The 24184-nt window shown below is 71.9% G+C and carries 19 protein-coding genes and 1 tRNA gene; 6 read left to right on the top strand and 14 right to left on the bottom strand.

Annotated elements, in window-relative coordinates:
* Positions 1-25: 25 nt before the first annotated feature.
* The 4 genes from hemW to lepA all read right to left on the bottom strand — a co-directional run bounded on the left by hemW (position 26) and on the right by lepA (position 7921).
* Positions 26-1258, bottom strand: a complete 1233-nt coding sequence (gene hemW / locus VT50_RS19900) for a radical SAM family heme chaperone HemW (RefSeq protein WP_046086809.1) — start codon at positions 1256-1258, stop codon at positions 26-28.
* Between the two features lie 367 nt (positions 1259-1625).
* Positions 1626-3683, bottom strand: a complete 2058-nt coding sequence (locus VT50_RS19895) for an ATP-binding SpoIIE family protein phosphatase (protein WP_046090749.1) — start codon at positions 3681-3683, stop codon at positions 1626-1628.
* Positions 3684-3926: 243 nt separating this feature from the next.
* A complete protein-coding gene (locus VT50_RS19890; RefSeq protein WP_046090759.1) occupies positions 3927-5816 on the bottom strand; it encodes an AMP-dependent synthetase/ligase in 1890 nt (629 codons plus the stop codon).
* A 227-nt stretch (positions 5817-6043) separates the two neighbouring features.
* Positions 6044-7921 carry a translation elongation factor 4 gene (gene lepA, locus VT50_RS19885; protein ID WP_046090750.1) on the bottom strand — a complete coding sequence of 626 codons (1878 nt, stop codon included), beginning with the start codon at positions 7919-7921 and terminating at the stop codon, positions 6044-6046.
* A 125-nt stretch (positions 7922-8046) separates the two neighbouring features.
* On the opposite strand from lepA, the gene VT50_RS19880 reads away from it, so the two are divergent.
* The 3 genes from VT50_RS19880 to VT50_RS19870 all read left to right on the top strand — a co-directional run bounded on the left by VT50_RS19880 (position 8047) and on the right by VT50_RS19870 (position 9657).
* The gene (locus VT50_RS19880; RefSeq protein ID WP_046090751.1) at positions 8047-8229 is read left to right on the top strand and encodes a hypothetical protein; all 183 of its coding nucleotides are present in this window, start codon (positions 8047-8049) and stop codon (positions 8227-8229) included.
* Positions 8230-8257: 28 nt separating this feature from the next.
* The gene (gene rpsT / locus VT50_RS19875; RefSeq protein WP_046090752.1) at positions 8258-8524 is read left to right on the top strand and encodes a 30S ribosomal protein S20; all 267 of its coding nucleotides are present in this window, start codon (positions 8258-8260) and stop codon (positions 8522-8524) included.
* A gap of 356 nt (positions 8525-8880) precedes the next feature.
* Entirely contained in the window at positions 8881-9657 is a 777-nt protein-coding gene (locus tag VT50_RS19870) for a hypothetical protein (RefSeq protein WP_075200584.1), read from the top strand.
* A gap of 222 nt (positions 9658-9879) precedes the next feature.
* On the opposite strand, the gene holA is transcribed toward VT50_RS19870, so the two are convergent.
* On the bottom strand, positions 9880-10869 hold the full coding sequence (gene holA / locus VT50_RS19865; protein ID WP_046090753.1) for a DNA polymerase III subunit delta: 990 nt from the start codon (positions 10867-10869) through the stop codon (positions 9880-9882).
* 44 nt (positions 10870-10913) lie between these two features.
* Between holA and VT50_RS19860 the strand changes: the two genes are divergently transcribed.
* From VT50_RS19860 to VT50_RS19850, 3 genes are all read left to right on the top strand, one after another.
* Entirely contained in the window at positions 10914-11192 is a 279-nt protein-coding gene (locus tag VT50_RS19860) for a hypothetical protein (protein WP_046090754.1), read from the top strand.
* Positions 11193-11247: 55 nt separating this feature from the next.
* A complete protein-coding gene (locus VT50_RS19855; RefSeq protein WP_046090755.1) occupies positions 11248-11790 on the top strand; it encodes an MOSC domain-containing protein in 543 nt (180 codons plus the stop codon).
* Between the two features lie 122 nt (positions 11791-11912).
* A complete protein-coding gene (locus VT50_RS19850; protein WP_046090756.1) occupies positions 11913-12695 on the top strand; it encodes a DUF899 family protein in 783 nt (260 codons plus the stop codon).
* A gap of 86 nt (positions 12696-12781) precedes the next feature.
* Here the strand turns inward: VT50_RS19850 and VT50_RS19845 are convergent, their stop codons facing one another.
* The 9 genes from VT50_RS19845 to VT50_RS19805 form a co-directional block, all read right to left on the bottom strand.
* Complete coding sequence (locus tag VT50_RS19845) at positions 12782-15343, bottom strand: ComEC/Rec2 family competence protein (RefSeq protein ID WP_046090757.1); 2562 nt, start codon at positions 15341-15343, stop codon at positions 12782-12784.
* On the bottom strand, positions 15340-16299 hold the full coding sequence (locus VT50_RS19840) for a ComEA family DNA-binding protein (protein WP_338058333.1): 960 nt from the start codon (positions 16297-16299) through the stop codon (positions 15340-15342). Before VT50_RS19840 ends, VT50_RS19845 begins: the two co-directional genes overlap by 4 nt.
* 432 nt (positions 16300-16731) lie before the next feature.
* Positions 16732-17577 carry a DegV family protein gene (locus VT50_RS19835; RefSeq protein ID WP_079343861.1) on the bottom strand — a complete coding sequence of 282 codons (846 nt, stop codon included), beginning with the start codon at positions 17575-17577 and terminating at the stop codon, positions 16732-16734.
* A 187-nt stretch (positions 17578-17764) separates the two neighbouring features.
* Entirely contained in the window at positions 17765-18499 is a 735-nt protein-coding gene (locus VT50_RS19830) for a hypothetical protein (protein WP_046086598.1), read from the bottom strand.
* A gap of 117 nt (positions 18500-18616) precedes the next feature.
* Positions 18617-21493 (bottom strand): leucine--tRNA ligase, encoded by a 2877-nt coding sequence (leuS, locus tag VT50_RS19825; protein WP_046086599.1) that lies wholly within the window; start codon positions 21491-21493, stop codon positions 18617-18619.
* Positions 21494-21770: 277 nt separating this feature from the next.
* Positions 21771-21843 (bottom strand) — tRNA-Ala (locus tag VT50_RS19820).
* Between the two features lie 111 nt (positions 21844-21954).
* Positions 21955-22188 (bottom strand): hypothetical protein, encoded by a 234-nt coding sequence (locus tag VT50_RS19815; RefSeq protein ID WP_037945988.1) that lies wholly within the window; start codon positions 22186-22188, stop codon positions 21955-21957.
* Positions 22189-22193: 5 nt separating this feature from the next.
* A complete protein-coding gene (locus tag VT50_RS40490) occupies positions 22194-22382 on the bottom strand; it encodes a hypothetical protein (RefSeq protein ID WP_075200367.1) in 189 nt (62 codons plus the stop codon).
* Between the two features lie 78 nt (positions 22383-22460).
* The gene (locus VT50_RS19805) at positions 22461-24095 is read right to left on the bottom strand and encodes an MFS transporter (protein WP_143645242.1); all 1635 of its coding nucleotides are present in this window, start codon (positions 24093-24095) and stop codon (positions 22461-22463) included.
* Positions 24096-24184: the final 89 nt, after the last annotated feature.

Below are 24184 nucleotides of genomic sequence, written 5' to 3'. Positions count from 1 at the left end.
CGCCTCAGTCCTGACGGGCGCCGCCTCAGTCCACCAGGTCCCGCACCACCGCGTCCGCCAGCAGCCGTCCCCGGAGCGTCAGGACGGCCTGCCCGCGCCCGTACGGCTCCGGCTCCAGCAGGCCGTCCTCCAGGGCCCGTGCCGCGGCCGCCGCCCCGACCGGGCGCAGCAGCTCCAGCGGGCAGCCCTCGGCCAGCCGCAGCTCCAGCAGGATCCGCTCCACCCGGCGCTCCTCCGCGGACAGCAGCTCCCGGCCCGCGCCGGGCGACCGGCCCTCGCCCAGGGCCTGTGCGTACGCCCCGGGGTGCTTCACGTTCCACCACCGCACACCGCCCACATGGCTGTGTGCGCCGGGGCCCGCGCCCCACCAGTCGGCGCCGCGCCAGTACAGCTCGTTGTGGCGGCAGCGCCCGGTGGGCGAGGTGGCCCAGTTGGAGACCTCGTACCAGGCGAACCCGGCGGCCGACAGGGTCTCCTCGGCGATCAGATAGCGGTCCGCGTGCACATCGTCGTCGGTCATCGGCACCTCGCCGCGCCGGATCCGCCGCGCCAGCTGGGTGCCCTCCTCCACGATCAGCGCGTACGCCGACACATGGTCCGGGCCCGCCCCGAGCGCCGCCTCCAGGGAGGCGCGCCAGTCCGCGTCGCTCTCGCCCGGTGTCCCGTAGATCAGGTCCAGGTTCACATGGCCGAATCCGGCCGCCCGTGCCTCGGCCACGCACGCCTCGGGCCGCCCCGGGGTGTGGGTACGGTCCAGCACCTTCAGGACGTGCTGCCGGGCGCTCTGCATCCCGAAGGAGATCCGGTTGAACCCCGCCTCCCGCAGCTCCGCCAGATACCGCGGATCGACCGACTCCGGATTGGCCTCGGTCGTGACCTCGGCCCCCTCGGCCAGCCCGAACTCGTCCCGGATGGCGCCCAGCATCCGCCCGAGATCGGCCGCCGCGAGCAGGGTCGGGGTCCCGCCGCCGACGAACACGGTCTCCACGGCCCTCGGATCGCCCCCCAGCACCTTCCGCGCCAGCCGTACCTCCTCGACGACCTGCTCGGCGTAGTTGTCCCGCGAGGCGAGCACGCCGCCGGAACCGCGCAGCTCACTGGCGGTGTAGGTGTTGAAGTCGCAGTAGCCGCAGCGAGTGGCGCAGTACGGCACATGCAGATAGAACCCCAGCGGCCGCCGCTCCGCCCCCGCCACAGCGGTCGCGGGCAGTGCGCCGTCCTCGGGCATGGGCTCACCATCAGGCAGTGCGGAAGGCATGCCCCCATTGTCCGGCACGACCGGCACCACCCGGCACCACGAGCCGGCGCCCGCCCGCCGCGGCCCCGACGACCGGGGCCGCGGCGGAGCCGCATACCGGTGCTTTCCCCTCCCCGCCCCTTCCCGATACCAAGGGCTCCGCCCCTGGACCCCACCGCCCACACGAAGCCCGCCACACGGCGAAGCCGCGGCCTGGGAGCGGAACGCCGGGGTCCGGCGTCTGGGGCAGAGCCCCAGGTCCGGGACGGAGCCCCGGTTGGGGGCTGGGGCGGGGTCCCGGTTTTGGGGAGGGGCGGGGAGGGGAACAGCCCGCCGCAGGCGCCACGACCCGCCGGACGCCCCCGCAGCGCCGGACGCGCAACGCGCCCTAGAGCACCTTCAGGACCAGCATCGCCAGATCGTCGTCCGGCGGCTCCGCCGCGAACTCGTCCACCGCCCGGCGCACCCGCTCCGCGACCTGCCGCGCGCTCAGCCCCGTGCACAGCGCGAACGCCGCCGCCAGGCCGTCCTCGTCGTCGAACTGCCGGTCACCCGACCGGTGCTCCGTCACCCCGTCCGTCACACAGAGCAGCGTTTCCCCGGGCGTCAGATCGAACGATTCACTCTCGTACGACACATCGTCCACGACGCCCAGCAGTATCTGCGGCGCCGCGACCGTCCGCACCTCGCCGTCGGGCCGCAGCACCAGCGGCAGCGGATGCCCCGCGCTGGCCAGCGTGCAGCGCACCCCCAGGCCGTCGCCCAGCGGTTCCAGCTCCCCGTACAGCAGCGACAGGAACCGCGCGATCCCGCCGCCCGCCGTCGGCCCCGCGCCCCCGACCAGGCCGCCGTCCACCAGCTCCACGACCCCGGCGGGGCCTCCCACGGCCTCCACACCGGCCACCACGGCCTCCGCGGCGCCCTCGACGGCCTGCTCCACCGCCTCCTCGCCCAGCAGCTGGTTGAGCCGGTCCAGGACCTCTCCCACGCCGTACCCCTCGCGGGCGAGCAGCCGCAGCCAGGGCCGGACGAGGCCGGTCACCACGGCTGCCTCCGGGCCGTTCCCGCAGACGTCGCCCAGGACGAAGCACCAGCGGCCGTCACCGGCCGGGAAGACGTCGTAGAAGTCGCCCCCGGCCGAGATCTCGCCGGTCGGCTCGTACACCACCGCCGACTCGACCCCGGGGATCCGCGGGATCACGGACGGCAGCAGCCCGCGCTGGAGCACCCGGCTGATGGTCGCCTGCCGGGTGTAGCGGCGGGCGGAGGCGAGCGCCAGGGCGACACGGCGGGCGAAGTCCTCGATCAGGCCGACCACTTCGGCGGGCATCCGCACCAGCCCGGCCCGCCCCAGCAGCAGCGTGCCGAGCGCCCGGCCGCCCGCAACCAGCCTGCACGCGAGGGCCGCGCCGCCGGGTCCGTACGCCGCGGGATCGGCCGGCCAGGGCCACTCCACGGCGCTGCCGCGGACGGCGGTGGGCACATGGGGCGGCTCCTTCTCGAGCACCTGCCGCAGGCCCTCGATGCGCCCCTCGCTGGCGTGCCAGACCCGGGCCAGCCGCGGCGGACCGCTGGTGGAGTCGAGCCAGATCGCGCACCAGTCGGCGAGCCGGGGCACCAGCAGCTGTCCGGCCAGCGAGGTCACCATGTCCTCGTCGAACTGCCCGGCCAGCAGATCGGACGCCTCGGCGAGGAAGGAGAGCGCGCCGCGCTGGATCCACTCGGGGTCGCGGCGGACCGGGACGAGGCCCTGCGCGGGCGCGACGATCTCGACGGCTTCGACGCTGTCCTTACGGCCTTCACCGACAGGCCCGGGCCCCAGGCCCTCCGGGTAGGCCCCGGTCCCGAAGCCGCCGTCCGGCCCGGCCGCGGTCGCGTTCGCCGCGTCCACGGGACCCGTGGCATCCATGGCGGCCGCGGCGTCCCTGAAGGCCGAGCCCCTGGCCCCCGCGGCGGCCGGGACCGTGGGCGCCACCGCCATCTGGAACCACACCGACTTGGTCGCCCGCCGATAGGTCGTCCCCCAGGACTCGGCGATCTCGGTCACCAGCCGCAGCCCGTGGCCCCCGGCGAACTCCGGCGGCTCGTCCGCGTCCGGCGGATCGCCGCGCACCACCCGGGCGGGATGGCGGTCGGTCACCTCCACCACCAGGGACGGAGGCTCGCCCTCGCGGTCCGACACATCCAGCGCACAGCTCACCTCGACGGCGGTCCCTGCGTGCACCACCGCGTTGGTGACCAGCTCGCTCACCAGCAGTACGGCCTCGTCCGCCACCTCGTCGGTGACCCGGTCGGCGGCCGGCACCTCGAGCGCGGCCCAGTCGGCGAGGGCGGCACGGACGAACCGGCGCGCGGCCGAGGCCGCGAGCGGACTGCAGGGCAGGTTGACCCGCGCCGACGCGCTGGTACGGACGGGGCCGACCCCACCCCCGACCGGTAGAACCACCTCACCGCCCTCAACCGACCCACCAGAAGTGGCAGAAGATGACGTCCCCACTGTGCGGCTCCTGAAGAAGCTCCGTCATAACGCCGTATCCGTAACCGTATCCGGCACGGACAGAGTGACAGACGGACCGCCCCCATATGCACCGGGTTACGCAAGTGAACCGCGATAAGGGGAAAATTAATGTGTTCTGCGGGCCGGTCAACCCGAAATCCGGTGCAGGGTCGTATCCTTGTCCGTTAAACCTTAAACCTCCCGCGCGCCGGCGTACATGTCCTCGATCAGATCCTTGTACTCACGCTCGACGACCGGGCGCTTGAGCTTCAGGCTGGGCGTCAACTCCCCGTGCTCCACGTCCAGATCGCGCGGCAGCAGCCGGAACTTCTTGATCGTCTGCCAGCGCTGCAGCCCGTCGTTGAGCCGCTGCACATGACCCCCGATCAGCTCCCGCACCTCATCGGTGGCCACGACCTCCGCGTAGGTCTTGCCGCCGAGGCCGTGCTCATCCGCCCATTTCATGATCGTGGGCTCGTCGAGGGCGATCAGCGCGGTGCAGTAATTGCGGTCGGCGCCGTGCACCAGGATGTTGGAGACGAACGGGCACACCGCCTTGAACTGGCCCTCGACCTCCGCCGGGGCCACGTACTTGCCGCCCGAGGTCTTGATCAGGTCCTTCTTGCGGTCGGTGATCCGCAGATAGCCGTCGGGCGACAGCTCGCCGATGTCCCCGGTGTGGAACCAGCCGTCGGACTCCAGCACCTGCGCGGTCAGCTCCGGCAACCCGTGGTAGCCCTGCATGATGCCGGGGCCGCGCAGCAGCACCTCACCGTCCTCGGCGAACCGCACCTCCAGACCGGGGAACGCCTTGCCGACCGTACCGGTGCGGTAGTCCGCCGGGTTGAGGAAGCTGGCGGCGCTGGACTCGGTCAGGCCGTAGCCCTCCAGGATGTTGATCCCGGCGCCCGCGAAGAAGTAGCCGATGTCGGGCGCGAGCGCGGCGGAGCCGGACACCGCGGCCCGCAGCCGCCCGCCGAACGCCTCGCGCAGCTTGCCGTAGACCAGCTTGTCGGCGACCGCGTGCTGGGCCCGGAGGCCGAAGGGCACGGAGGCGGTGCCGGTGCGGCGGAAGTTGTCCTGAGAGACCCTGGCGTAGTCCCGGGCGACCTGGGCCGCCCACTGGAAGATCTTGTGCTGGGCCGCCCCGCCCTCGCGCGCCCGCTGGGCCACTCCGTTGTAGACCTTCTCGAAGATCCGCGGCACGGCGCACATGTAGGTCGGCCGGACCACCGGCAGATTGTCGATGATCTTGTCGACCCGGCCGTCCACCGCCGTGGTGTGGCCGACGTAGATCTGTCCCGCCGTCAGCACCTTGCCGAAGACATGCGCGAGCGGCAGCCACAGGTACTGCACATCGTCGGGGAAGAGCAGTCCGTCCCGACTGCCGATCACAATCGCCATGTAAGACCAGGAGTCATGCGCCAGGCGTACGCCCTTGGGGCGCCCGGTAGTACCGGAGGTGTAGATGAGCGTCGCCAGCTGATCGCTGCGCAGGGCGTCCATCCGCTCCCGTACGGCGTCCGGCCGACCCTCCAGAAGGGCCGTGCCGCGCTTCTCCAGCTCGGCGAGCGAGAGGACCCAGCCCTCGGGGTCGTCCGCGGCGGGGACCGCGTCATCGGCCTGGATCACCACCACATGGGCCAGCTCGGGGAGTTCCCCGCGCTGCGCCCGCACCTTGGCGAGCTGCGCCGCGTCCTCGGCGATCAGCACCCGGCTGCCGGAGTCGGAGAGGATGAAGGAGGTCTCGTCGGCGTTGGTGGTCGGGTAGACGGTGGTGGTGGCCGCGCCCGCGCACAGCACGCCGAGGTCGGCCAGGATCCACTCCACGCGCGTCGAGGAGGCCAGCGCCACCCGCTCCTCGGGGCGGATGCCCAGATCGATCAGCCCGGCGGCGATGGCGAAGACCCGGTCCGCGCTTTCCCGCCAGGTCAGCGGGCGCCACTCATCGGGACCCGTGCCCGAGGCAGGAGGCACCGGATAGCGGTACGCCTCCTTGTCCGGTGTCGCCTCGACTCGCTGCAGGAAGTGCGTCGCCAGGGACGGCGGCCGGTTCTCGAGCAAGTTCTGGGTGTCGGTCACGGCATCCTCCGGGGCCCGCATCATTGCTTGGTGACTCGCGAGTAACCTTCGAGTAGGTGATCAGGGTAGGGGCCGAATCCTTACGGCGTAAGGGGGCCGGGTCACGTTGTTCTCATGAGATGCCCAGTTGTTCTCACGGGACGCCCCGGAGAAGCGCCCGAAAGGGGGCGGGCCCGGCGCATCCAGCACGCCGGGCCCGGATCCTCCTTCTGGTCCTACGTCCGGCCCTACTTCTTCGCCTTGGAGTCCTTGCCGTCGGAGTCGGAGGACAGCACCGCGATGAAGGCCTCCTGGGGCACCTCCACGTTGCCGACCATCTTCATCCGCTTCTTGCCTTCCTTCTGCTTCTCCAGCAGCTTCCGCTTACGCGAGATGTCACCGCCGTAGCACTTGGCGAGGACGTCCTTACGGATGGCACGGACCGTCTCCCGGGCGATCACCCGGGAGCCGATGGCCGCCTGGATGGGCACCTCGAAGTTCTGCCGCGGGATGAGCTCGCGCAGCTTGGCGACCAGCCGGACGCCGTACGCGTACGCCTTGTCCTTATGGGTGATCGCCGAGAACGCGTCCACCTTGTCGCCGTGCAGCAGGATGTCAACCTTGACCAGCTCGGAGGTCTGCTCACCGGTGGGCTCGTAGTCGAGCGAGGCATAGCCGCGGGTCTTGGACTTCAGCTGGTCGAAGAAGTCGAAGACGACCTCGGCGAGCGGCAGGGTGTAGCGGATCTCGACCCGGTCCTCGGAGAGGTAGTCCATGCCGAGCAGCACCCCGCGGCGGTTCTGGCACAGCTCCATGATCGCGCCGATGAACTCGCTCGGGGCGAGGATGGTGCCCCGTACGACCGGCTCGTGCACCGTGTCGATCTTGCCCACCGGGAACTCGCTGGGGTTGGTCACCGTGTGCTCGGTGCCGTCCTCCATGTCCACCCGGTAGACCACATTGGGCGCGGTGGCGATCAGGTCGAGATTGAATTCGCGCTCCAGGCGCTCACGGATGACCTCCAGGTGCAGCAGCCCGAGGAAGCCGACGCGGAAGCCGAAGCCGAGCGCGGCCGAGGTCTCCGGCTCGTAGACCAGCGCGGCATCGTTGAGCTGCAGCTTGTCCAGGGCCTCGCGCAGCTCGGGGTAGTCCGAGCCGTCCAGCGGATACAGCCCCGAGAACACCATCGGCTTCGGGTCCTTGTAGCCGCCCAGCGGCTCCTGCGCACCGCCGCTGACCTGGGTGATCGTGTCACCGACCTTGGACTGGCGGACATCCTTCACACCGGTGATCAGATAGCCCACCTCGCCCACGGACAGGCCGTCGGCGGGGGTCATCTCCGGCGAGTTGGTGCCGATCTCCAGCAGCTCATGGGCGGCGCCGGTGGACATCATCTTGATCCGCTCGCGCCTGCTGAGCGTGCCGTCGACGACCTTCACATAGGTCACGACGCCCCGGTAGGCGTCATAGACGGAGTCGAAGATCATCGCGCGGGCGGGGGCGTCGTACACGCCCACCGGCGCGGGCACCAGCTCCACGACCCGGTCCAGCAGCTCGGCCACGCCCTCGCCGGTCTTGGCGGACACCCTCAGCACATCGGAGAGGTCACAGCCGATGAGGTGGGCGAGCTCGGCGGCGTACTTCTCGGGCTGGGCGGCGGGCAGGTCGATCTTGTTGAGGACCGGGATGATCGTGAGGTCGTGCTCCATCGCCAGATAGAGGTTGGCGAGGGTCTGGGCCTCGATGCCCTGGGCCGCGTCCACCAGCAGGATGCACCCCTCGCACGCGGCGAGGGAGCGCGAGACCTCATAGGTGAAGTCCACATGGCCGGGGGTGTCGATCATGTTGAGGATGTGGGTGGCGGGCTCGCCGCCCTCGTCCTTCGTCGGCGCCCAGGGCAGCCGGACCGCCTGGGACTTGATCGTGATGCCGCGCTCGCGCTCGATGTCCATGCGGTCGAGATACTGCGCGCGCATCTGCCGCTGCTCGACCACCCCGGTCAGCTGGAGCATGCGGTCGGCGAGCGTCGACTTGCCGTGGTCGATGTGCGCGATGATGCAGAAGTTACGGATCAGAGCCGGGTCGGTACGGCTCGGCTCCGGCACATTGGTAGGGGTCGCGGGCACGCGGGGTCCTGTGTCTAGGCGGGACTCGGTGTTATCGGTATGGGTCAGTCCCGTCCATGGTCCCATGAACGGCGACCTCTTCCGGGTTTGGGACGCCATGGACCCTGCTGGTAACCTGGCCGACTGTGTCTCGTGTCCCCTCTGTCGCGGAGATCTCCGAGGACATCCGCGTGGGGGGCATCTCCGTGGAGGACGTCTCTGTGGGGGACGCGATGGACGTCTTCACGGACGGACGCCATGGACGCCTTACGGACGTCATGGACGTCTTCACGGACTCCATGGGCACGGACGCACCACGAAGCAAGTGAAACCCAACGAACCTGCGAAGGCTTTTACGTGGCGAACATCAAGTCCCAGATCAAGCGGAACAAGACGAACGAGAAGGCGCGCCTGCGCAACAAGGCGGTCAAGTCCGAGCTGAAGACCGCCATCCGCCGCACCCACGAGGCCGTGGCCGCCGGTGACGCCGAGAAGGCCAACGAGGCCATCCGCATCGCCGCGCGCAAGCTCGACAAGGCCGTCAGCAAGGGTGTTCTGCACAAGAACAACGCCGCCAACAAGAAGTCGGCGCTCGCCCAGCACGTCTCCACCCTCCAGGGCTGACGCCTCCGGGGCTGACGCCTCCAGGGCTGAATGCCTTACGGGGCTGATGCCTTACGGGGCCGGTCTCCAGCCGGTTTGGGCACAGCGGTCCCTCTCACCCGCTCCAGCCGGCAGCCGAGGCCCTTTCAGCCCCCTCAGCGGCACCGCGCCGCACGCGGCCTGCGTTCGCCACGCGGGTGCGGCGCACTTGATCGACACGAAGGCCCCGCGCCTGTCCTTTCCCCAGGGCAGCGCGGGGCTTTCGCGCTTAATCCGGGTATGTTCACGTCATGTCGACACCGGGGGAAACACCCAATCCGTATGGGCCGCCGCAGCCGCCCCAGCCGCCTCAGCACAATCCGTACGCCCAGCCGACGATGCCCTCTGTCCCCCTCGGGGGCTACGGGTACGGCTACGGCCACGGTCACGGCCCGATGGGCGCACCGGGCATGCCTGCCGACGCGCCTCCCGTGGGCCCCGGGGGCGGGGGCAGCGGCAAGGGCTGGCTGTGGGGTCTGGGCGGGGCCGTCGTCGCCTCGGCGGTCTGGGCCGGGGTGCTGTTCGCCACGGGAGGCTTCGACGGGAAAGAGGCGGAGGCCGATCTCGCGGGCTACCGCTATACGACCGATCTGTGCGGCTCCACGGACTCCCAGGCCTTCAAGGACTCCGGGTACGAGCACAAGGACGGGAACGGCTCGTCGTCGAACCCCCAGCACAGCAGCTCCGAGAGCCCCGCGCTGGACTCGATGACCTGCAACATCGACTTCGAGCCGAGCGACGCGAGCAGCAGCGACTACTCCTCAGTGTGGGTCTACACAACGGCGTCGCTGCACAAGAAGACCGACCCGGGCCCCGAGTTCGAGGCCCAGTACCGGGCGTACGAGGACCAGAAGACGTCCACCTACAGCTATGCGGTGAGCCCGGTCAGGGGGCTGGGCGAAGAGGCGTATGTGGTGAGGCAGGAGAGCAAGCGCAGCACCTCCAACACCGGCGCCTATGTGATCCTCGCCGTGCGGGACGGCTGGATGACATATCAGTCGACCTGGTCGGAGTATGTGTCGACCTCCTCAGGCACCTCGGCCAAGACGCCGGAGGAGGCCACCGAGATGCTCAAGAAGAGCGCGAAGGCGACGCTGGAGAAGATGAAGCAGTAAGGCCAAGCCAGCACACGCCACGCACACCCATCAGGGCACGCACGCAACGGACCGAACGCCCAACCGACCCCGGGAACTGAGCCCGTGTCCCCGACTCACGGAGCGCAGCCCAAGTAAGCCTCGGGACAGAGCCCAAGCCCAGGCAGGGGCAGAACCCCAACGAAGCCAGGGGCGCGCCCCGGGACGCAGGCAGCCCCGGTTCGGGGACGGGACCGTGCCCGGTCAGCGGCGGGCTGTCCTCGCGGCGCGGGCGATCGTGACGACGGCCTTCTCCAGGGCGTACTCCGGATCGTCCCCGCCGCCCTTGACCCCCGCGTCGGCCTCGGCGATGGCCCGCAGCGCGATGGCCACTCCGTCCGCCGACCAGCCGCGCATCTGCTGCCGCACCCGGTCGATCTTCCACGGCGGCATGCCCAGCTCACGGGCGAGGTCGCCGGGGCGGGCGCCGCGCGGCGCCGAGGCCAGCTTGCCGATGGAGCGGACGCCCTGGGCCAGGGCGCTGGTGATCAGCACCGGCGGCACCCCGGTGGAGACGGCCCAGCGCAGGGCTTCCAGCGCCTCGGCCGCGCGGCCCTCGACGGCGCGGTCGGCGACGGTGAAGCTGGACGTCTCGGCACGGCCGGTGTAGTAGCGGGCGACGACGGCCTCGTCGATCGTGCCCTCGACATCGGCCACCAGCTGGGAGACCGCACTGGCCAGCTCGCGCAGATCGCTCCCAATCGCGTCGACCAGGGCCTGGCATGCCTCGGGAGTGGCCGACCGGCCGGTGCCGCGGAACTCCGACCGCACGAACGCCAGCCGGTCGGCGGGCTTGGTCATCTTCGGGCAGGCGACCTCGCGCGCCCCGGCCTTACGGGCGGCGTCGAGCAGCCCCTTGCCCTTGGCACCGCCCGCGTGCAGCAGCACCAGGGTGATCTCCTCGGCGGGGGTGCCGAGATAGCCCTTCACGTCCTTGATCGTGTCGGCCGACAGATCCTGTGCGTTGCGCACCACCACGACCTTGCGCTCGGCGAAGAGCGAGGGGCTGGCCAGCTCGGCGAGGGTGCCGGGCTGGAGCGCGTCGGGCATGAGGTCGCGCACATCGGTGTCGGGGTCGGCCGCGCGCGCGGCCGCCACCACCTGCTGCACGGCGCGGTCGAGCAGCAGCTCCTCCTGCCCCACGGCGAGGGTCACGGGGGCGAGCGGATCGTCGGTCGTCGTCTTCCTGGCCATCGCGGTCCAGCATCCCACGGACCACCGACAGCCCCGCCGTCCGGATGTCCGACAATGTTCCGGTGATCGATGAAGGACTGAACGGCGCCCGGCACATCCTGGTGCTCCCCGACCGCGACGCGGCGGAGGAGGTGGCCGGGGCCCTTCCCGAGCGCTTCGGTGTGGCCCAGGAGCCCCAGCTGGTGCGGGAGGCCCTGGCGGGCGAGGACGACGCCGAGGACGCCCAGTGGCTGGTGGTCGTCGAGGACCCGGCCGGCCGGCTGGACCCGACGGCGCTGGACGCGCTCGCGGATGAGTACGACGGCTGGCTTGAGGCCGAATGACGTCCGAGACTGGGCCCATAGACAACCGTGGTCACGGAAGAGGGGGACGCCGAGGATGAGCGGCACTGTGACGGCAGTCAGCAGCAACGGCGAGTACACGTTCACCAAGCCGAACCGGGACAGCATCACCCTGCTCACCGGCCTCGGCGTCGAGGGCGACGTCCACGCCGGTGTAACGGTCAAACACCGCTCCCGTGTCGCCCAGGACCCCACCCAGCCGAACCTGCGCCAGGTCCACCTCATCCACGAGGAACTCTTCGCGGAGGTCAGTGCGGAGGGCTTCAAGGTCCTGCCCGGTGACCTGGGCGAGAACATCACCACCCGCGGCATCGACCTGCTCGCCCTCCCCGTCGGCACCCTGCTGCGCATCGGCGACGAGGCAGTGCTGGAGGTCACCGGCCTCCGCAACCCCTGCCTGCAGATCGACCACTTCCAAAGCGGCCTCCTGAAGCGGGTCGTCGGCCGCGACGAGACCGGAAACATCATCCGTAAGGCCGGAGTCATGAGCGTCGTGCGGGAGGGCGGCACGGTCCGCCCGGGCGACCTGATCCAGGCCGAACTCCCCGCCGGACCCCACCGCCCCCTGGACCGCGTCTGAGACGGGTGCTCCCAGCCGCGATGAGTTCCGGCCGGGCCGGGAGTCTCTTCTGGTGACCGTCGGAGAGCGCCGTAGGGCGCTGACGCCGACGCTGACCGGTACGAGACACCACGGAGGACACCATGACGGCCACACCGGACGACCCGACCGCCGCGCTGCCCGGCCGCCCGCCCGTGGTCGACCCGGCCACCTGGCAGGCCGCCCGTGACGAGCTGCTGGTCCGCGAGAAGGCCCACACCCGCGAGGGCGACGCCATCGCCGCGGCCCGCCGCCGGCTGCCGATGGTGGAGTTCGACGGAACGGTCGAGGTCGTCGGAGCCGACGGCCCGGTCCCGTTCCTTGACCTGTTCCAGGGCCGCGACGAGCTCGTGGTCTACAAGCACATGTGGTACGACGGCGCGCCGCACCAGGGGCAGTGCGAGGGCTGCACCACCACGGCCTGGCATCTGAAGGAAGCGGACTACCTCAACGCGCGCGGCGTCTCGTTCGCCGTCCTGACCACGGGCCGCTGGGAAGAGGTGGCCGCCTACGTCGAGTTCATGGGCTACCCCCAGCCCTGGTACTCGGTGCGCGATGTGGAAGGGCCGGCCGGCGGCAGCATGGGGTATCTCACCTCCTACCTGCGCGACGGCGACCGCGTCTTCCTCACCTACTCCACGACCGGCCGCGGCAATGAGCGGGTCAACGGGTCCCTCGGACTGCTCGACATGACGCCCTACGGCCGGGGCGAGGCGTGGGAGGAGACCCCAGAGGGCTGGCCCGAGGGGCGCGCCGGATGTTGGTCCTGGCGCTCGGACGCGGACGGGAACACCACCTGGGGCCCGACCAGCCGCCCCGTGCCGCAGTGGTCCCGGCCCGGGGCGACCCCCGTGAAAAACCTCGGCCGCCACGGCCACCACTGCTGACGCGTGCCGCGGACATGGGGTGACGACAGGCCCAGAGGTGCGACCTGCCCACGGCGACCGGTGGTTGGGGTGCTCCCCGCGGGCCATCAGACGGCCCCGCCGCGGCCTCCGAGGACCGCGCGCAGGCCCCGGTCTCGCGTGACCGCGATGGGGCCGTCGGTGTCGGTTCGCAGCACGGCGGCACCCTGGGCACGCAGGGACGCGATGGTGCGGGGTGAGGGGTGGCCGTAGGGGTTGTCGGCGCCGCAGGAGATCAGGGCCAGACGGGGACTGAGGCGCCGGAGCAGCTGTGGATCCTGGTAGGCCGAGCCGTGGTGGGCCACCTTGAGAACGTCGATCTCGGGGAGGGCCGGGTGGGTCGTCAGCAGGGCCTGCTGGGCGGGCGGTTCGAGATCGCCCAGCAGGAGCAGGGTCAGCCCTGCCGTGCGGACGTAAAGGGTGACGCTCGCGTCGTTCGGGCCCTCGGCCGCGGCCGGGGCGGGCGGCTGGGCGGGCCAGAGGACCTGCCAGGACAGCGGGCCGACACGTCGTCGTTCCCCTGGCCGCGCCGGGATGAGCGGAATATGCGCCGACCTGGCCGTGCGGCGTACGGACTCGGCCTGGCCCGGTGGTTCTTCCAGGGCGGTCGTCTCGATCGCGCCGACCGCGCGGCCGCGCAACGCACCGGCCAGCCCGGCCACATGGTCGGCGTGGAAGTGGGTCAGGATCAGCAGCGGGATCCGGACGATGCCCAGGGAGCGCAGGCAGCGGTCGACGGCTCGGGGCTCGGGGCCGGTGTCCACGACGACGGCCGTTCCGGAGCCCGCGGCCAGGACCAGGGCGTCACCTTGTCCCACATCGCACGCCACCATCCGCCAACCGGGCGGTGGCCAGCCGGTGATGACCCGGGCCAGGGGTGCCGGGCGTACGACGGCCAGCAGCACCAGCAGCACGCATATGGCGCACAGCAGGCGGTGGCGCAGCAGTCGGCGGCCGGCGAGGACCACGGCGAGCGTGACCGCGGCCAGCAGGAGCGCGCCGGTCCAGCCGTCCGGCCAGTCCGCCTCCGCTCCGGGCAGCGCGGCGCCGGTGCGGGCCACCTCGGCGATCCACTCGGCGGGCCAGCCCGCCGGCCAGGCGATCCACCGGGCGAGCGGCGGTGCGACGGCGGCCGCCGCGAGCGCGGCGAAGCCGAGGGTGGTGGCGGGGGCCACCGCCACCTCGGCGATCAGGTTGCACGGGATCGCCACCAGGCTCACTCGCGCGGCCATCACCACGACGACCGGTGCGCAGACCGCCTGGGCCGCGGCGGCGGCCGCCAGCGCCTCGGCCACCCGGGGCGGCACACCACGCCGCTGGAGGGCCGCGCTCCATCCCGGCGCGATGGTGAGCAGGGCGCCGGTGGCCAGCACGGAGAGCAGGAAGCCCTGGCTCCGGGCCAGCCACGGGTCGTAGAGCACCAGCGCGAGGACGGCGGCGGCCAGGGCCGGGAGCAGCGAACGGCGGCGGCCGGTGCCGAGGGCGAGCAGGGTGATCAGCCCGCAGGCGGCGGCGCGCAGCACACTGGGCTCGGGTCTGCAGACGATGACGAAGGCGAGCGTGAGCCCGCCGCCGAGGAGGGCGGTGGTGCGCAGCCGAATGCCGAGCGCGCCCGCGAGACCGCGCCGCTCGGCCCGCCCGGCCAGCCGCGGCGGACCCGTGAGCAGGGCGAGCACCAGCGTCAGATTGCTGCCGGATACGGCCATGAGGTGCAGCATGTCCGTGGCCCGGAACGCCTCGTCCAGCTCGGGCGGCACTCGTGAGGTGTCCCCCACGACCAGCGCAGGAAGCAGCGCCCGCGCGTCCGGGGAGAGCCCGTCGGCCGCGGTGCGCAGCCCGGCGCGCAGCCGCCCGGCCAGCCGCTGGACTCCGCTGGGCGGGCCCGTGACCCTCGGGGGCCCGCCGCGCACGCGCACTATGGCCGCGATGCGGTCCCCATCGCGCAGCGGCGGCACCAACCGGCCGTGGACGCGCAGACGTGTGGACGGCAGCAGCCCGAGCCAGGCCGCCCGCTCCGCGCCGGACCTGGGCTGAACCGTGACCAGGACGGGCGTGCGGATGGCGGTCGTGGTGCCGTTGGGGCCGGTGACCCGGTCGGCCTCCGCCTCCAGGACCACGGACGCGGGAGCGAGCGCCGCGCCCCGCACCCGCGGCCGGGTGAGCCGCGGGTCCCCCGTGACCGTCACCTCACCGGTGGCCTCCGCGTACTCCCGGGCGAGTGCGGGGATGGGGCCACGGCGTACGTCCGCCCCGTGCAGCCCGGCAACCGCCCCCGCGGCGGCCCCGCACAACAGCAATGCGGCGGTCGCTCCTGCCATACGGCGCCCGCGCCAGGCGACGGCGCGCGGCGGTGAAATGGCCTGCTGTTCCGGCGGATCGTCCGGTGTCGGGGCTCGTCGGCGGGGCCGCAGGAACAGGGCCACCGCTCCGAGGATGGCCGCCGCGCAGGCGAGGGCGACCGTCAGGGGGGATGCGTCCAGTGCTGTTGCCGCGGCTGCCCAGGCGGCCAGGGCCGGGGGCACGAGGCGGAGGTCGGGTGGGCCTTCCTGGCGTGGGTGTGACGCACCGCGCGGGGACGCGGCTGCCGCATGGACCGGGGCGCGGGTGCGCGGGGGCTGTGCGGACGTCATGGCTGGACCAGCGGGCGCAGGTCGGCGAAGCGGCGCTCGCCGATCCCGTTCACCTCGCGGAGTTCATCGATGGAGCGGAAACCTCCGTGCTGGGTGCGGTAGTCGATGATGTGCCGGGCCAGGACCGGGCCGACCCCGGGGAGGGTGTCCAGCTGTTCGGCGGTCGCGGAGTTGAGGCTGACCGAGCCGCCGGGTGCCGGTGCCCCCGGTCCGGCCGGTGCGGGTGCGTTGGGCGCGTTGGATGCGGTGGCCGTGCCGGGTGCATTGGCCGTATTGGGCGCGTTCGAGCCACTGGCCGCCGCGCCCGGCGCCGGTGGTCCGGCCGCGGGGGCGCCGACCACGATCTGTTCCCCGTCCACCAGCGGGCGGGCACGGTTCAGCCCGCTCAGGTCGGCGCCCGGCCGTACTCCGCCCGCCGCTTCCAGGGCGTCGGCGACCCTCGCCCCGGGCGGCAGCTCGCGCAGACCGGGGCGGCGGACCTTGCCCGTCACATCCACCACGACCTTCCGGCCGCCACCGGCCGGAGTGGGCCGCCCGCCCGGTGCCTGGCCGGGTTCGGAGGGCGCGGCGCGCGGAGGCTCCGGGTCCGGGGCGCGCACGGTCTGGGGACGGCCGGTCCAGAAGTGATAGGCCGCGAAGGCCATCGCGGTGAGCAGGGCGACCGCCAGGGCGGCGACCGTCTTCAGCTCCATGCCGCAGCGCAGCTGAAGCCACATCGGCAGCCGCTCGCGCAGGGCCAGGCCTGCCCGGTCACGTCTGCGCAGGCGCGGCGGGGCGTTCTCGGACGCACTCTCAGGCCCCTCCCCCGGCGGCTTCTCGCGCCCCTCCCCAGCCCCCTCCTTCCCCTCCTCGCGCCCGTGCCCGGGCGGGCCCCCGTACCCCTCCTCGGGCGGCTCCCTGTGCCCGTCCTCAGGCTCCTCCCTGTGCCCGTCCTCGCGCGGTTCCCCGTTCCGCACCTCCTCCGCTGCCCCAGCCGACCCCGCGACGCCCGGCCCCGCGACTCCCTTCGGTCCGTCCCGGCTGCCCAGAGCGATGGACCCGACCGCCACCGGGGACGCCCGGGGCGCCGGTGACGTGGCGAAGAGCGCCGCCGCGCGGCTCGCGCGTGCAGACGCGACCGGGTGTGTCTGACGGTGCGCGGTGCGCTGGCGGCTTGCGGCGCCGGCCGGGCCCGTACCGGACGGCGGTCGTGGACGGCGGCCCGCCGCGCCGTCGCGATGCCGCCCGCGCCCCGGGCCCGTGGTTACTGTGCGTGATCGTGACCTCATGCCACCTGACGTTAGGCACCTGGAGCCGACCGCGCTGGCCCGCGTCAATTCCCGGGGATAACCCCCGCGTTGTGGACAACTCCGTCACCCCGGCGGGTGAAGAGCCTCCTCCACCCTCCGCTACCGCGGAGAGACCACCGCCCCCAGCAGCCCCGGCCCGGTGTGCGCCCCGATCACCGCGCCCACCTCGCTCACGTACAGCTCCGCGAGCCGCGGCACCCGCTCCCGCAGCCGTTCCGCGAGCGCCGCCGCCCGTTCGCCCGCCGCCAGGTGCTGCACCGCGATGTCCACCGGGCTCCGTCCGGCCCGTTCCACCACGATCTCCTCGAGCCGGGCGATGGCCTTCGAGGCGGTGCGGACCTTCTCCCGCAGCTCGATCCGCCCCTCGTCGAGCTGGAGCAGCGGTTTGACCGCGAGCGCCGAGCCGAGGAGGGCCTGGGCCGCGCCGATGCGGCCGCCGCGCCGCAGATAGTCGAGGGTGTCGACGTAGAAGTAGGCGGCCGTGCCGTCGGCCCGCTTCTCCGCCGCCGCCACGGCTTCGTCCAGCGTGCCGCCGCCCTCCGCCGTCTCGGCCGCCGCCAGCGCGCAGAACCCGAGCGCCATCGCGACCATGCCGCTGTCCACCACCCGCACCGGAACGGGCGCGTCCTGCGCCGCGAGCGCCGCCGCGTCGTAGGTGCCGGAGAACTCGGCCGACAGATGCAGGGAGACGATGCCCATCGCGCCCTCCTCCGCGGCGGCCCGATACGCGGCCGCGAACATCTCCGGGCTGGGCCGGGACGTCGTCACCGGCTTCCGCTTCTGCAGCGCCTGCGCGAGGGACCGGGCCGAGATCTCGGTGCCCTCCTCCAGGGCCCGGTCGCCGAGCACCACCGTCAGCGGCACGGCGGTGATGCGGTGCCGCTCCATCGCATCCTGCGGCAAGTACGCCGTGGAATCGGTCACGATCGCGACATGGCGGGACATGACTGGGAGGTTATCGGGGGATGGCGTCTGCCGACAGCGCGACCCCACCGGATGATCAATTGCCTTGCCGATCATGCCCTGTTCAGACGTGACTCAGATCCTGTTCTCAGACCGGGTTCGTTCGGGGATTACCGTTCTGGGATTCCCGGGCTTCCGGGATTCCGGGGTTTCCTGGGGTTCCGGGCTCTCAGGCCGTGTTCTCGGGACGAGGGGACTGCTGCCAGTGCTTCTGCCACGGCTGGGGCTCCGTATGCTGCCTCTCCCCGAGCGACGGCCGCCGAGACTCCGCCTCCTGCCCCGCCTCGGGCGCAGGTGGCGCCCCCGCACCGGGCCCAGGTCGCGCCCCCGCCTCGGGCGCCGTCAACGGCTCGTCGGGCTCCACCGCCGTCCAGTGCCGCAGCGCCCCCGCCTCCATCTCGATCTCGCGGCCCAGCGAGTCCAGATCGTCGTGCGCCAGCCTCTGCGTCCGCTCCTGCACCGCCCAGCGCAACGAATCGGCCGAGTGGGTGATCCGCTGCGTGCGCTCCCGCATCTCGGGCAGCACGGCGGCGAGCCGGGATCTGTCGGGCTCCTGCTCCAGCCGCTTCAGATCCGCCTCCAGGTCCAGCGCATGCGCGCTCAGCCGCTGGAACAGGCCCAACGACTCCGACAGGGACCGGTCTTGCGGGGCGGCCGCCTGCAACGCCTGACTGGTGGCGCGCATCGAACCGCGCAGGGAGAGCCGCAGCTGGGCGAGCTCACCGGCCGCGCCCGGCTGGGCGAACTGCCGGGCCCGGAGTCTGGTGTCCTCCACCGTGACGCGGGCCTGGTGCACCGTACGGTCGATACCGCGCTTGGCCGCCCTGACCGCACGAACGGCCCCGTAGACCCCCGCCAGCATGATCAGGACGAAAAGCAGCAACAGGATCCAGATGGCTTCCATATGCGCTCCTTGGGGCGGCGGTCACGGCACGGTGGCGGTCGTCCTCTCAGCGTAAACGCGCCGGGCGGATCAGAGGTTCCTGACGAACCCCCAACCCGCCCCCACGGGGAAAGCCGATCAGGCCGGAACGATGTTCACCAGCTTCGGCGCGCGCACGATGACCTTACGGATGCCAGCTCCGTTCAGCGCCGCCACGACCGCCGGGTCGCCCAGGGCCAGCGCCTCCAGCTCCTCGTCCGAGACCGAGGGTGCGACCTCCAGCCGGGCCTTGACCTTGCCCTTGACCTGCACCACACAGGTGACGGTCTCGTCCACGACGTACTCCGGATCGGCGACCGGGAAGGGCTCGTGGACGACCGACCCGGAGTGGCCCAGCCTGCGCCACAGCTCCTCCGCGACATGCGGGGCCAGCGGCGCGATCAGCAGCACCAGCCCCTCGGCCACCGAGCGGGGCACCTCGCGCACCTTGGTGACGTGGTTGTTCAGCTCGGTGATCTTGGCGATGGCGGTGTTGAAGCGCAGGCCCTCCATGTCCTGCCGGACGCCGTCGATCGCCTTGTGCAGGGCGCGCAGCGTCGCCTCGTCGGGCTCGGTGTCGACGACGGAGACCTCTCCGGTGCCCTCGTCGACGACATTGCGCCACAGCCGCTGCAGCAGTCGGTACTGGCCGACCACGGCGCGGGTGTCCCAGGGCCGCGAGACGTCCAGCGGGCCCATGGCCATCTCGTACAGCCGCAGCGTGTCGGCCCCGTACTCGGCACAGATCTCGTCCGGCGTGACGGCGTTCTTCAGGGACTTGCCCATCTTGCCCAGCAGCCGGGTGACCCTCTCGCCCTGGTACCAGTAGGCGCCGTCCCGCTCCTCGACCTCGGCGGCCTGGACGGCGATACCGCGGCCGTCCCGGTAGACATACGCCTGGATCATGCCCTGGTTGTACAGCTTGTGGAACGGCTCGACCGAGGAGACATACCCCAGGTCGAACAGCACCTTGGACCAGAACCGGGCGTACAGCAGATGCAGCACCGCGTGCTCGGAGCCGCCCACGTACAGGTCGACACCGCCGTGCGGCCGCCCTTCGCGCGGCCCCATCCAGTAGCGCTCGGCCTCGGGGTCGACCAGCCGCTCGCTGTTGTGGGGGTCCAGGTAGCGCAGCTCGTACCAGCAGGATCCGGCCCAGTTGGGCATGGTGTTGGTCTCGCGGCGGAACGGCCGCGGCCCGCGGCCGTCGCCCAGGTCCAGCACCACGTTGACCCACTCCTCGTTCCGGGACAGCGGGGTCTCCGGGGAGGTGGCGGAGTCGTCCGGGTCGAAGGTGCGCGGGGAGTAGTCCTCGACCTCGGGCAGCTCCAGGGGCAGCATCGACTCGGGCAGGGGGTGGGCCACGCCCTCCTCGTCGTAGACGATCGGGAAGGGCTCGCCCCAGTAGCGCTGGCGGCTGAACAGCCAGTCGCGCAGCCGGTAGTTGACGGTGCCCTCGCCGATGGAACGGGACTCCAGCCACTCGGTGATGCGCGCCTTGGCCTCGACGACACCCAGCCCGTCCAGCGATACGGAGTCCCCCGTCGAGTTGACGATCTTCGCGTCGTACGAGACGAATGCGTCGTCCCAGGTGGCGGGGTCGGTGCCGCGGTCGTCGGAGGGCTCGACGACGCAGCGCACGGGCAGCTCGAAGGCGCGGGCGAAGGCGAAGTCACGGCTGTCATGGGCCGGGACGGCCATGATCGCGCCGGTGCCGTAGCCCATCAGGACGTAGTCGGCGATGAAGACCGGCACCCGCTCGCCGCTGACCGGGTTGACGGCGTAGGCGCCGGTGAAGACGCCGGTCTTCACCTTGGCCTCGGCCTGCCGCTCGACGTCGGACTTGGCCGCGGCCTGCTTGCGGTAGGCGTCGACGGCCTGGGCCGGGGTGGCGTGGCCGCCGGTCCAGACGTCGTGGGTGCCCTCGGGCCAGGCGTCCGGAACGATCTCGTCCACCAGGCCGTGCTCGGGCGCCAGGACCATATAGGTGGCACCGAACAGGGTGTCCTGGCGGGTGGTGAAGATCGTGATCTTGGCGTCGGGGTGCTCGGCCACCGGGAAGTCGACCCGGGCGCCCTCGCTGCGGCCGATCCAGTTGCGCTGCTGCAGCTTGATGGCCTCGGGCCAGTCCAGCTCGTCCAGGTCGTCCAGCAGCCGGTCGGCGTAGGCGGTGATGCGCATGTTCCACTGGCGCAGCTTGGCCTTGAAGACCGGGAAGTTGCCGCGCTCGGAGCGGCCGTCCGCGGTGACCTCCTCATTGGCCAGCACGGTGCCCAGGCCGGGGCACCAGTTGACGGGCGCGTCCGAGGCGTAGGCCAGGCGGTAGCGGCCCAGGGTGTCGGCGCGCTCGGGCTCGGTCAGCTCGGCCCAGGGGCGGCCGTCGGGGGTGGTGCGCTCATCGGAGGCGAACTGCTGGACCAGGGTGTCGATGGGGCGCGCCGCCCTCGCCTCCGGGTCGTACCAGGAGTTGAAGATCTGCAGGAAGATCCACTGGGTCCACTTGTAGTAGTCCGGGTCGATCGTCGCGAACGAGCGGCGCTTGTCGTGGCCCAGGCCCAGTCGGCGCAGCTGCCGCCGCATGTTCTCGATGTTGGCCTCGGTGCTGGCCCGCGGATGGGTGCCGGTCTGCACCGCGTACTGCTCGGCGGGCAGGCCGAAGGCGTCGAAGCCCAGGGTGTGCAGGACGTTGTGGCCCGTCATGCGGTGGTAGCGGGCGAAGACATCGGTGGCGATGTAGCCCAGCGGATGGCCCACGTGCAGTCCCGCGCCCGAGGGGTACGGGAACATGTCCATGACGAATGTCTTGGGCCGGGCGACCGCCTCGGGGTCGCCGGCCAGGTCGCCGCTCGGATTGGGCGCCTCATACGTGCCGTGCGCGTCCCAGAAGTCCTGCCAGCGGGCTTCGATGTCGGCGGCCAGGGCGGCCGTGTAGCGGTGCGGCGCGGCCACCTCGGCCGCGGCATTGGTCTCGCTCATGGTCCTCAAAGCTCCATCGGTCGTCTCTGCCCGCGGCAACGCAGCGGATCCCTGCTTCCGAAACAAAAAGACCCCTCGCACAGGAGGGGACGCCGCGCTGATGCCGACCGGAGCTGCACTCGGCCGGTACTGATCAGCGCGGCCCGCTAAGCAGAAGGCGTACGGCACGCATGGGGTCAGGTTACCGCAGGGTGCGGACGGGCCGCACGGAGGTGGTGACCGTCGTCACCCGACACAAAAGGCGGGACGTCCTTACGGACGACCCGCCTCCTTGATGTGGAGCTAAGGAGAATTGAACTCCTGACCTCCTGCATGCCATGCAGGCGCTCTACCAACTGAGCTATAGCCCCAGGTCTCACTCCGCCCGGTTTCCCCGGCGGCGACGCCTACATTACACGGACGCCCCGGCCTTCCGCCAAATCGATTACCCGAGGGCCGGAGCAGATCCCCTTTACGCCGTTTTACGCCGTCGCAAACGAATAGAAACGCTTCAGCGTGCAGTGCTCATCGAGGAGCCGACCGTAGATCGGCTCCCCTTCGAGCTCGCGGTAGGTCTCGATGGGATCGCCCCTGATGATCAGCGCCCGTGCGCATTCCGCACACCAGTACTGGTAGTCGGGGTTGAGCGGCTCCATGTCACGGACGATCGGTGTACCGGTGCCGCACCAGTCGCACTTCCGGCTGTGGGCTCCCATCTCACTCAGCTCCAGCTATGGCCGCAGGCCGTACACACGTAGGAAACACCGCCGTTGTCACCGAGGACCTGTGCCACATTCGCGGAGCCGCAGGCCGGGCACACGATGCCCGCTCGTGCCCTGCGGGATGGCACGATGCCCGCTCGTGCCCAGCGGGACGGGTCCTCGATCGCATCGAGGATGCTGGTCCGCATCCCACCTGCCCTCCCCATCGGACGTGTCGGCCCCATCCCCCTCCGGCCGTCCGATTCTGCCACGGGACGACGCGCAGGTCAGCGGAGATGCCCCAGTCGTCTCACCAGACTCGTCAGCGCTCCGCACAGCGCGGCCCCGGCCAAGGCGACGCAGGTCACCCATAGGGCGTCCGCGGAGGCACCCGCACTGGGCACCGTATCGTCCGCCGTGCCCAGGAACACCGCGCCGAAGACCGCGACGCCGGTGAGCAGGCCGAGTTGAGCCGCCGTCACCAGCACCCCGCTGGCATCCGCCGCGTCCTGCTGCCTTACGGTCGCCAACGTCCGCGTGAGCAGGGGGCTGTAGGCCAACGAGAGCCCCGCGCCGGAGGCCGCAAGGGCGACGAGGAGCCATGGGCCGCCGTCCGTACCGTCGCGCAGCGCAAGACCCGCCCCGGCGAACGAGACGGCCGCCAGCAGGAATCCGCCCGGGACGGTGGCGGCGTGCCAGCGGGCGGGCAGCCGCTGCCAGTTGAGACCCACGACGCCGAACGCGACCGCCGTGGGGACGAACGTCAGCCCCGCCCGCAGCGGGCCGTAGCCGAGCCCGCCCTGTACGTGCAGGGTCAGGGCGAACAGGAACCCCACGTTGGCCGCCATCCCCAGTGCGATACGGATCACCGCGCGCGGTATCCCCGGCGCCCGCACCACCCTGGGGGAGATCAGCGGCGCACCGCCGCGGCTGGCCAGCCGGGTCTCGTACGCGGCGAAGAGCGCCACGAAGACCGCGCTCAGCCCCAGGGTGATCCAGCACCACAGCGGCCAGCCCCGCTCCTGCCCGAGCACCAGGGGCACCGTGAACAGCAGCACGGCGGACGCGAGCAGCACCAGACCGGGCAGATCCAGTCCGCCGCGGCGAACGGCCGCGCCCTCCCCGCGAGGGCGCGGCGCGTCGGCCGGGCGCGGGGCCACGGCGGGGCGGGGCGCGTCGGCCGGGTCGTGCAGCAGCCGTGGGCCGAGGGCCAGCAGCGCGAGCCCGATCGGCACGTTCACCAGGAAGACCGGGCGCCAGCCGGAGCCGAACAGATCGGCCTCGACCAGCATCCCGCCGAGGATCTGCCCGCCGGCCGCGCCGGAGGCCAGCACCGCGGAGTACGCGCCCAGCGCCCGCGCCCGCGAACCGCCCGTGAACGTCCGCTGGATCAGGCTCAGCACCTGCGGCAGCATCAGCGCGGCACCGGCGCCCTGGACGAACCGGAAGGCGATCAGCAGCCCGGTGGTGGCGGCGAGCCCGCAGGCGAGCGAGGCGCCGGTGAAGACCGCGAGCCCGGTCAGGAACATCCGCCGGTGGCCGATCAGGGCGCCCAGCCGCGCGCCGGTGATCAGCAGCACGGCGTAGGAGATGGTGTAGCCCGCGATGACGAGTTGCAGTCCGGCGCCGGAGGCGTGCAGATCGGCGCGGACGGTCGGGGCCGCGATATTGACGATGAAGACGTCGAGGACAGCCATCAGCTGACCGGTGAGGACGATCGCGAGCAGCCAGCCGGGGCGCGGCGGGCGCCGGGCGGCAGAGCGCCGGGAGGCGGGGCGCTGGGAGGCGGGGCGCCGCGCGGCCCGGTGGCCGGTGGCCGAGCCGCCATGGGCCCGGTTGTCAGTGGTCTCGCCTTTACTGGATCCAGCGAGGTCCCCTGCCGGAGGGGTCGGAGGAAGGGTGGTCGGGGTGGTGTGTCTCATGGGTCGAGCCTGTGGCCGGACGGATACCGGTAACGAGAGCCCGCCGATGCTGGTAGTGGCAGCACCTGGCAGCCGCCCGCCACCCCCGC

The sequence above is a fragment of the Streptomyces antioxidans genome, assembly GCF_000968685.2.
Taxonomy (GTDB): Bacteria; Actinomycetota; Actinomycetes; order Streptomycetales; family Streptomycetaceae; genus Streptomyces; species Streptomyces antioxidans.
The sequence above is the reverse complement of the archived record's forward strand: the minus strand, read 5'-3'. Positions and strand labels throughout refer to the sequence as shown.

Coding starts and splice junctions, on each gene's coding strand:
- hemW (WP_046086809.1), bottom strand. CDS start 1,258: ATGCCTTCCGCACTGCCTGATGGTGAGCCCATGCCCGAGGACGGCGCA.
- VT50_RS19870 (WP_075200584.1), top strand. CDS start 8,881: ATGCCCTCTGTCCCCCTCGGGGGCTACGGGTACGGCTACGGCCACGGT.
- holA (WP_046090753.1), bottom strand. CDS start 10,869: ATGGCCAGGAAGACGACGACCGACGATCCGCTCGCCCCCGTGACCCTC.
- VT50_RS19860 (WP_046090754.1), top strand. CDS start 10,914: ATGTCCGACAATGTTCCGGTGATCGATGAAGGACTGAACGGCGCCCGG.
- VT50_RS19855 (WP_046090755.1), top strand. CDS start 11,248: ATGAGCGGCACTGTGACGGCAGTCAGCAGCAACGGCGAGTACACGTTC.
- VT50_RS19850 (WP_046090756.1), top strand. CDS start 11,913: ATGACGGCCACACCGGACGACCCGACCGCCGCGCTGCCCGGCCGCCCG.
- VT50_RS19845 (WP_046090757.1), bottom strand. CDS start 15,343: ATGACGTCCGCACAGCCCCCGCGCACCCGCGCCCCGGTCCATGCGGCA.
- VT50_RS19835 (WP_079343861.1), bottom strand. CDS start 17,577: ATGTCCCGCCATGTCGCGATCGTGACCGATTCCACGGCGTACTTGCCG.
- VT50_RS19830 (WP_046086598.1), bottom strand. CDS start 18,499: ATGGAAGCCATCTGGATCCTGTTGCTGCTTTTCGTCCTGATCATGCTG.
- leuS (WP_046086599.1), bottom strand. CDS start 21,493: ATGAGCGAGACCAATGCCGCGGCCGAGGTGGCCGCGCCGCACCGCTAC.
- VT50_RS19815 (WP_037945988.1), bottom strand. CDS start 22,188: ATGGGAGCCCACAGCCGGAAGTGCGACTGGTGCGGCACCGGTACACCG.
- VT50_RS40490 (WP_075200367.1), bottom strand. CDS start 22,382: ATGCGGACCAGCATCCTCGATGCGATCGAGGACCCGTCCCGCTGGGCA.
- VT50_RS19805 (WP_143645242.1), bottom strand. CDS start 24,095: ATGAGACACACCACCCCGACCACCCTTCCTCCGACCCCTCCGGCAGGG.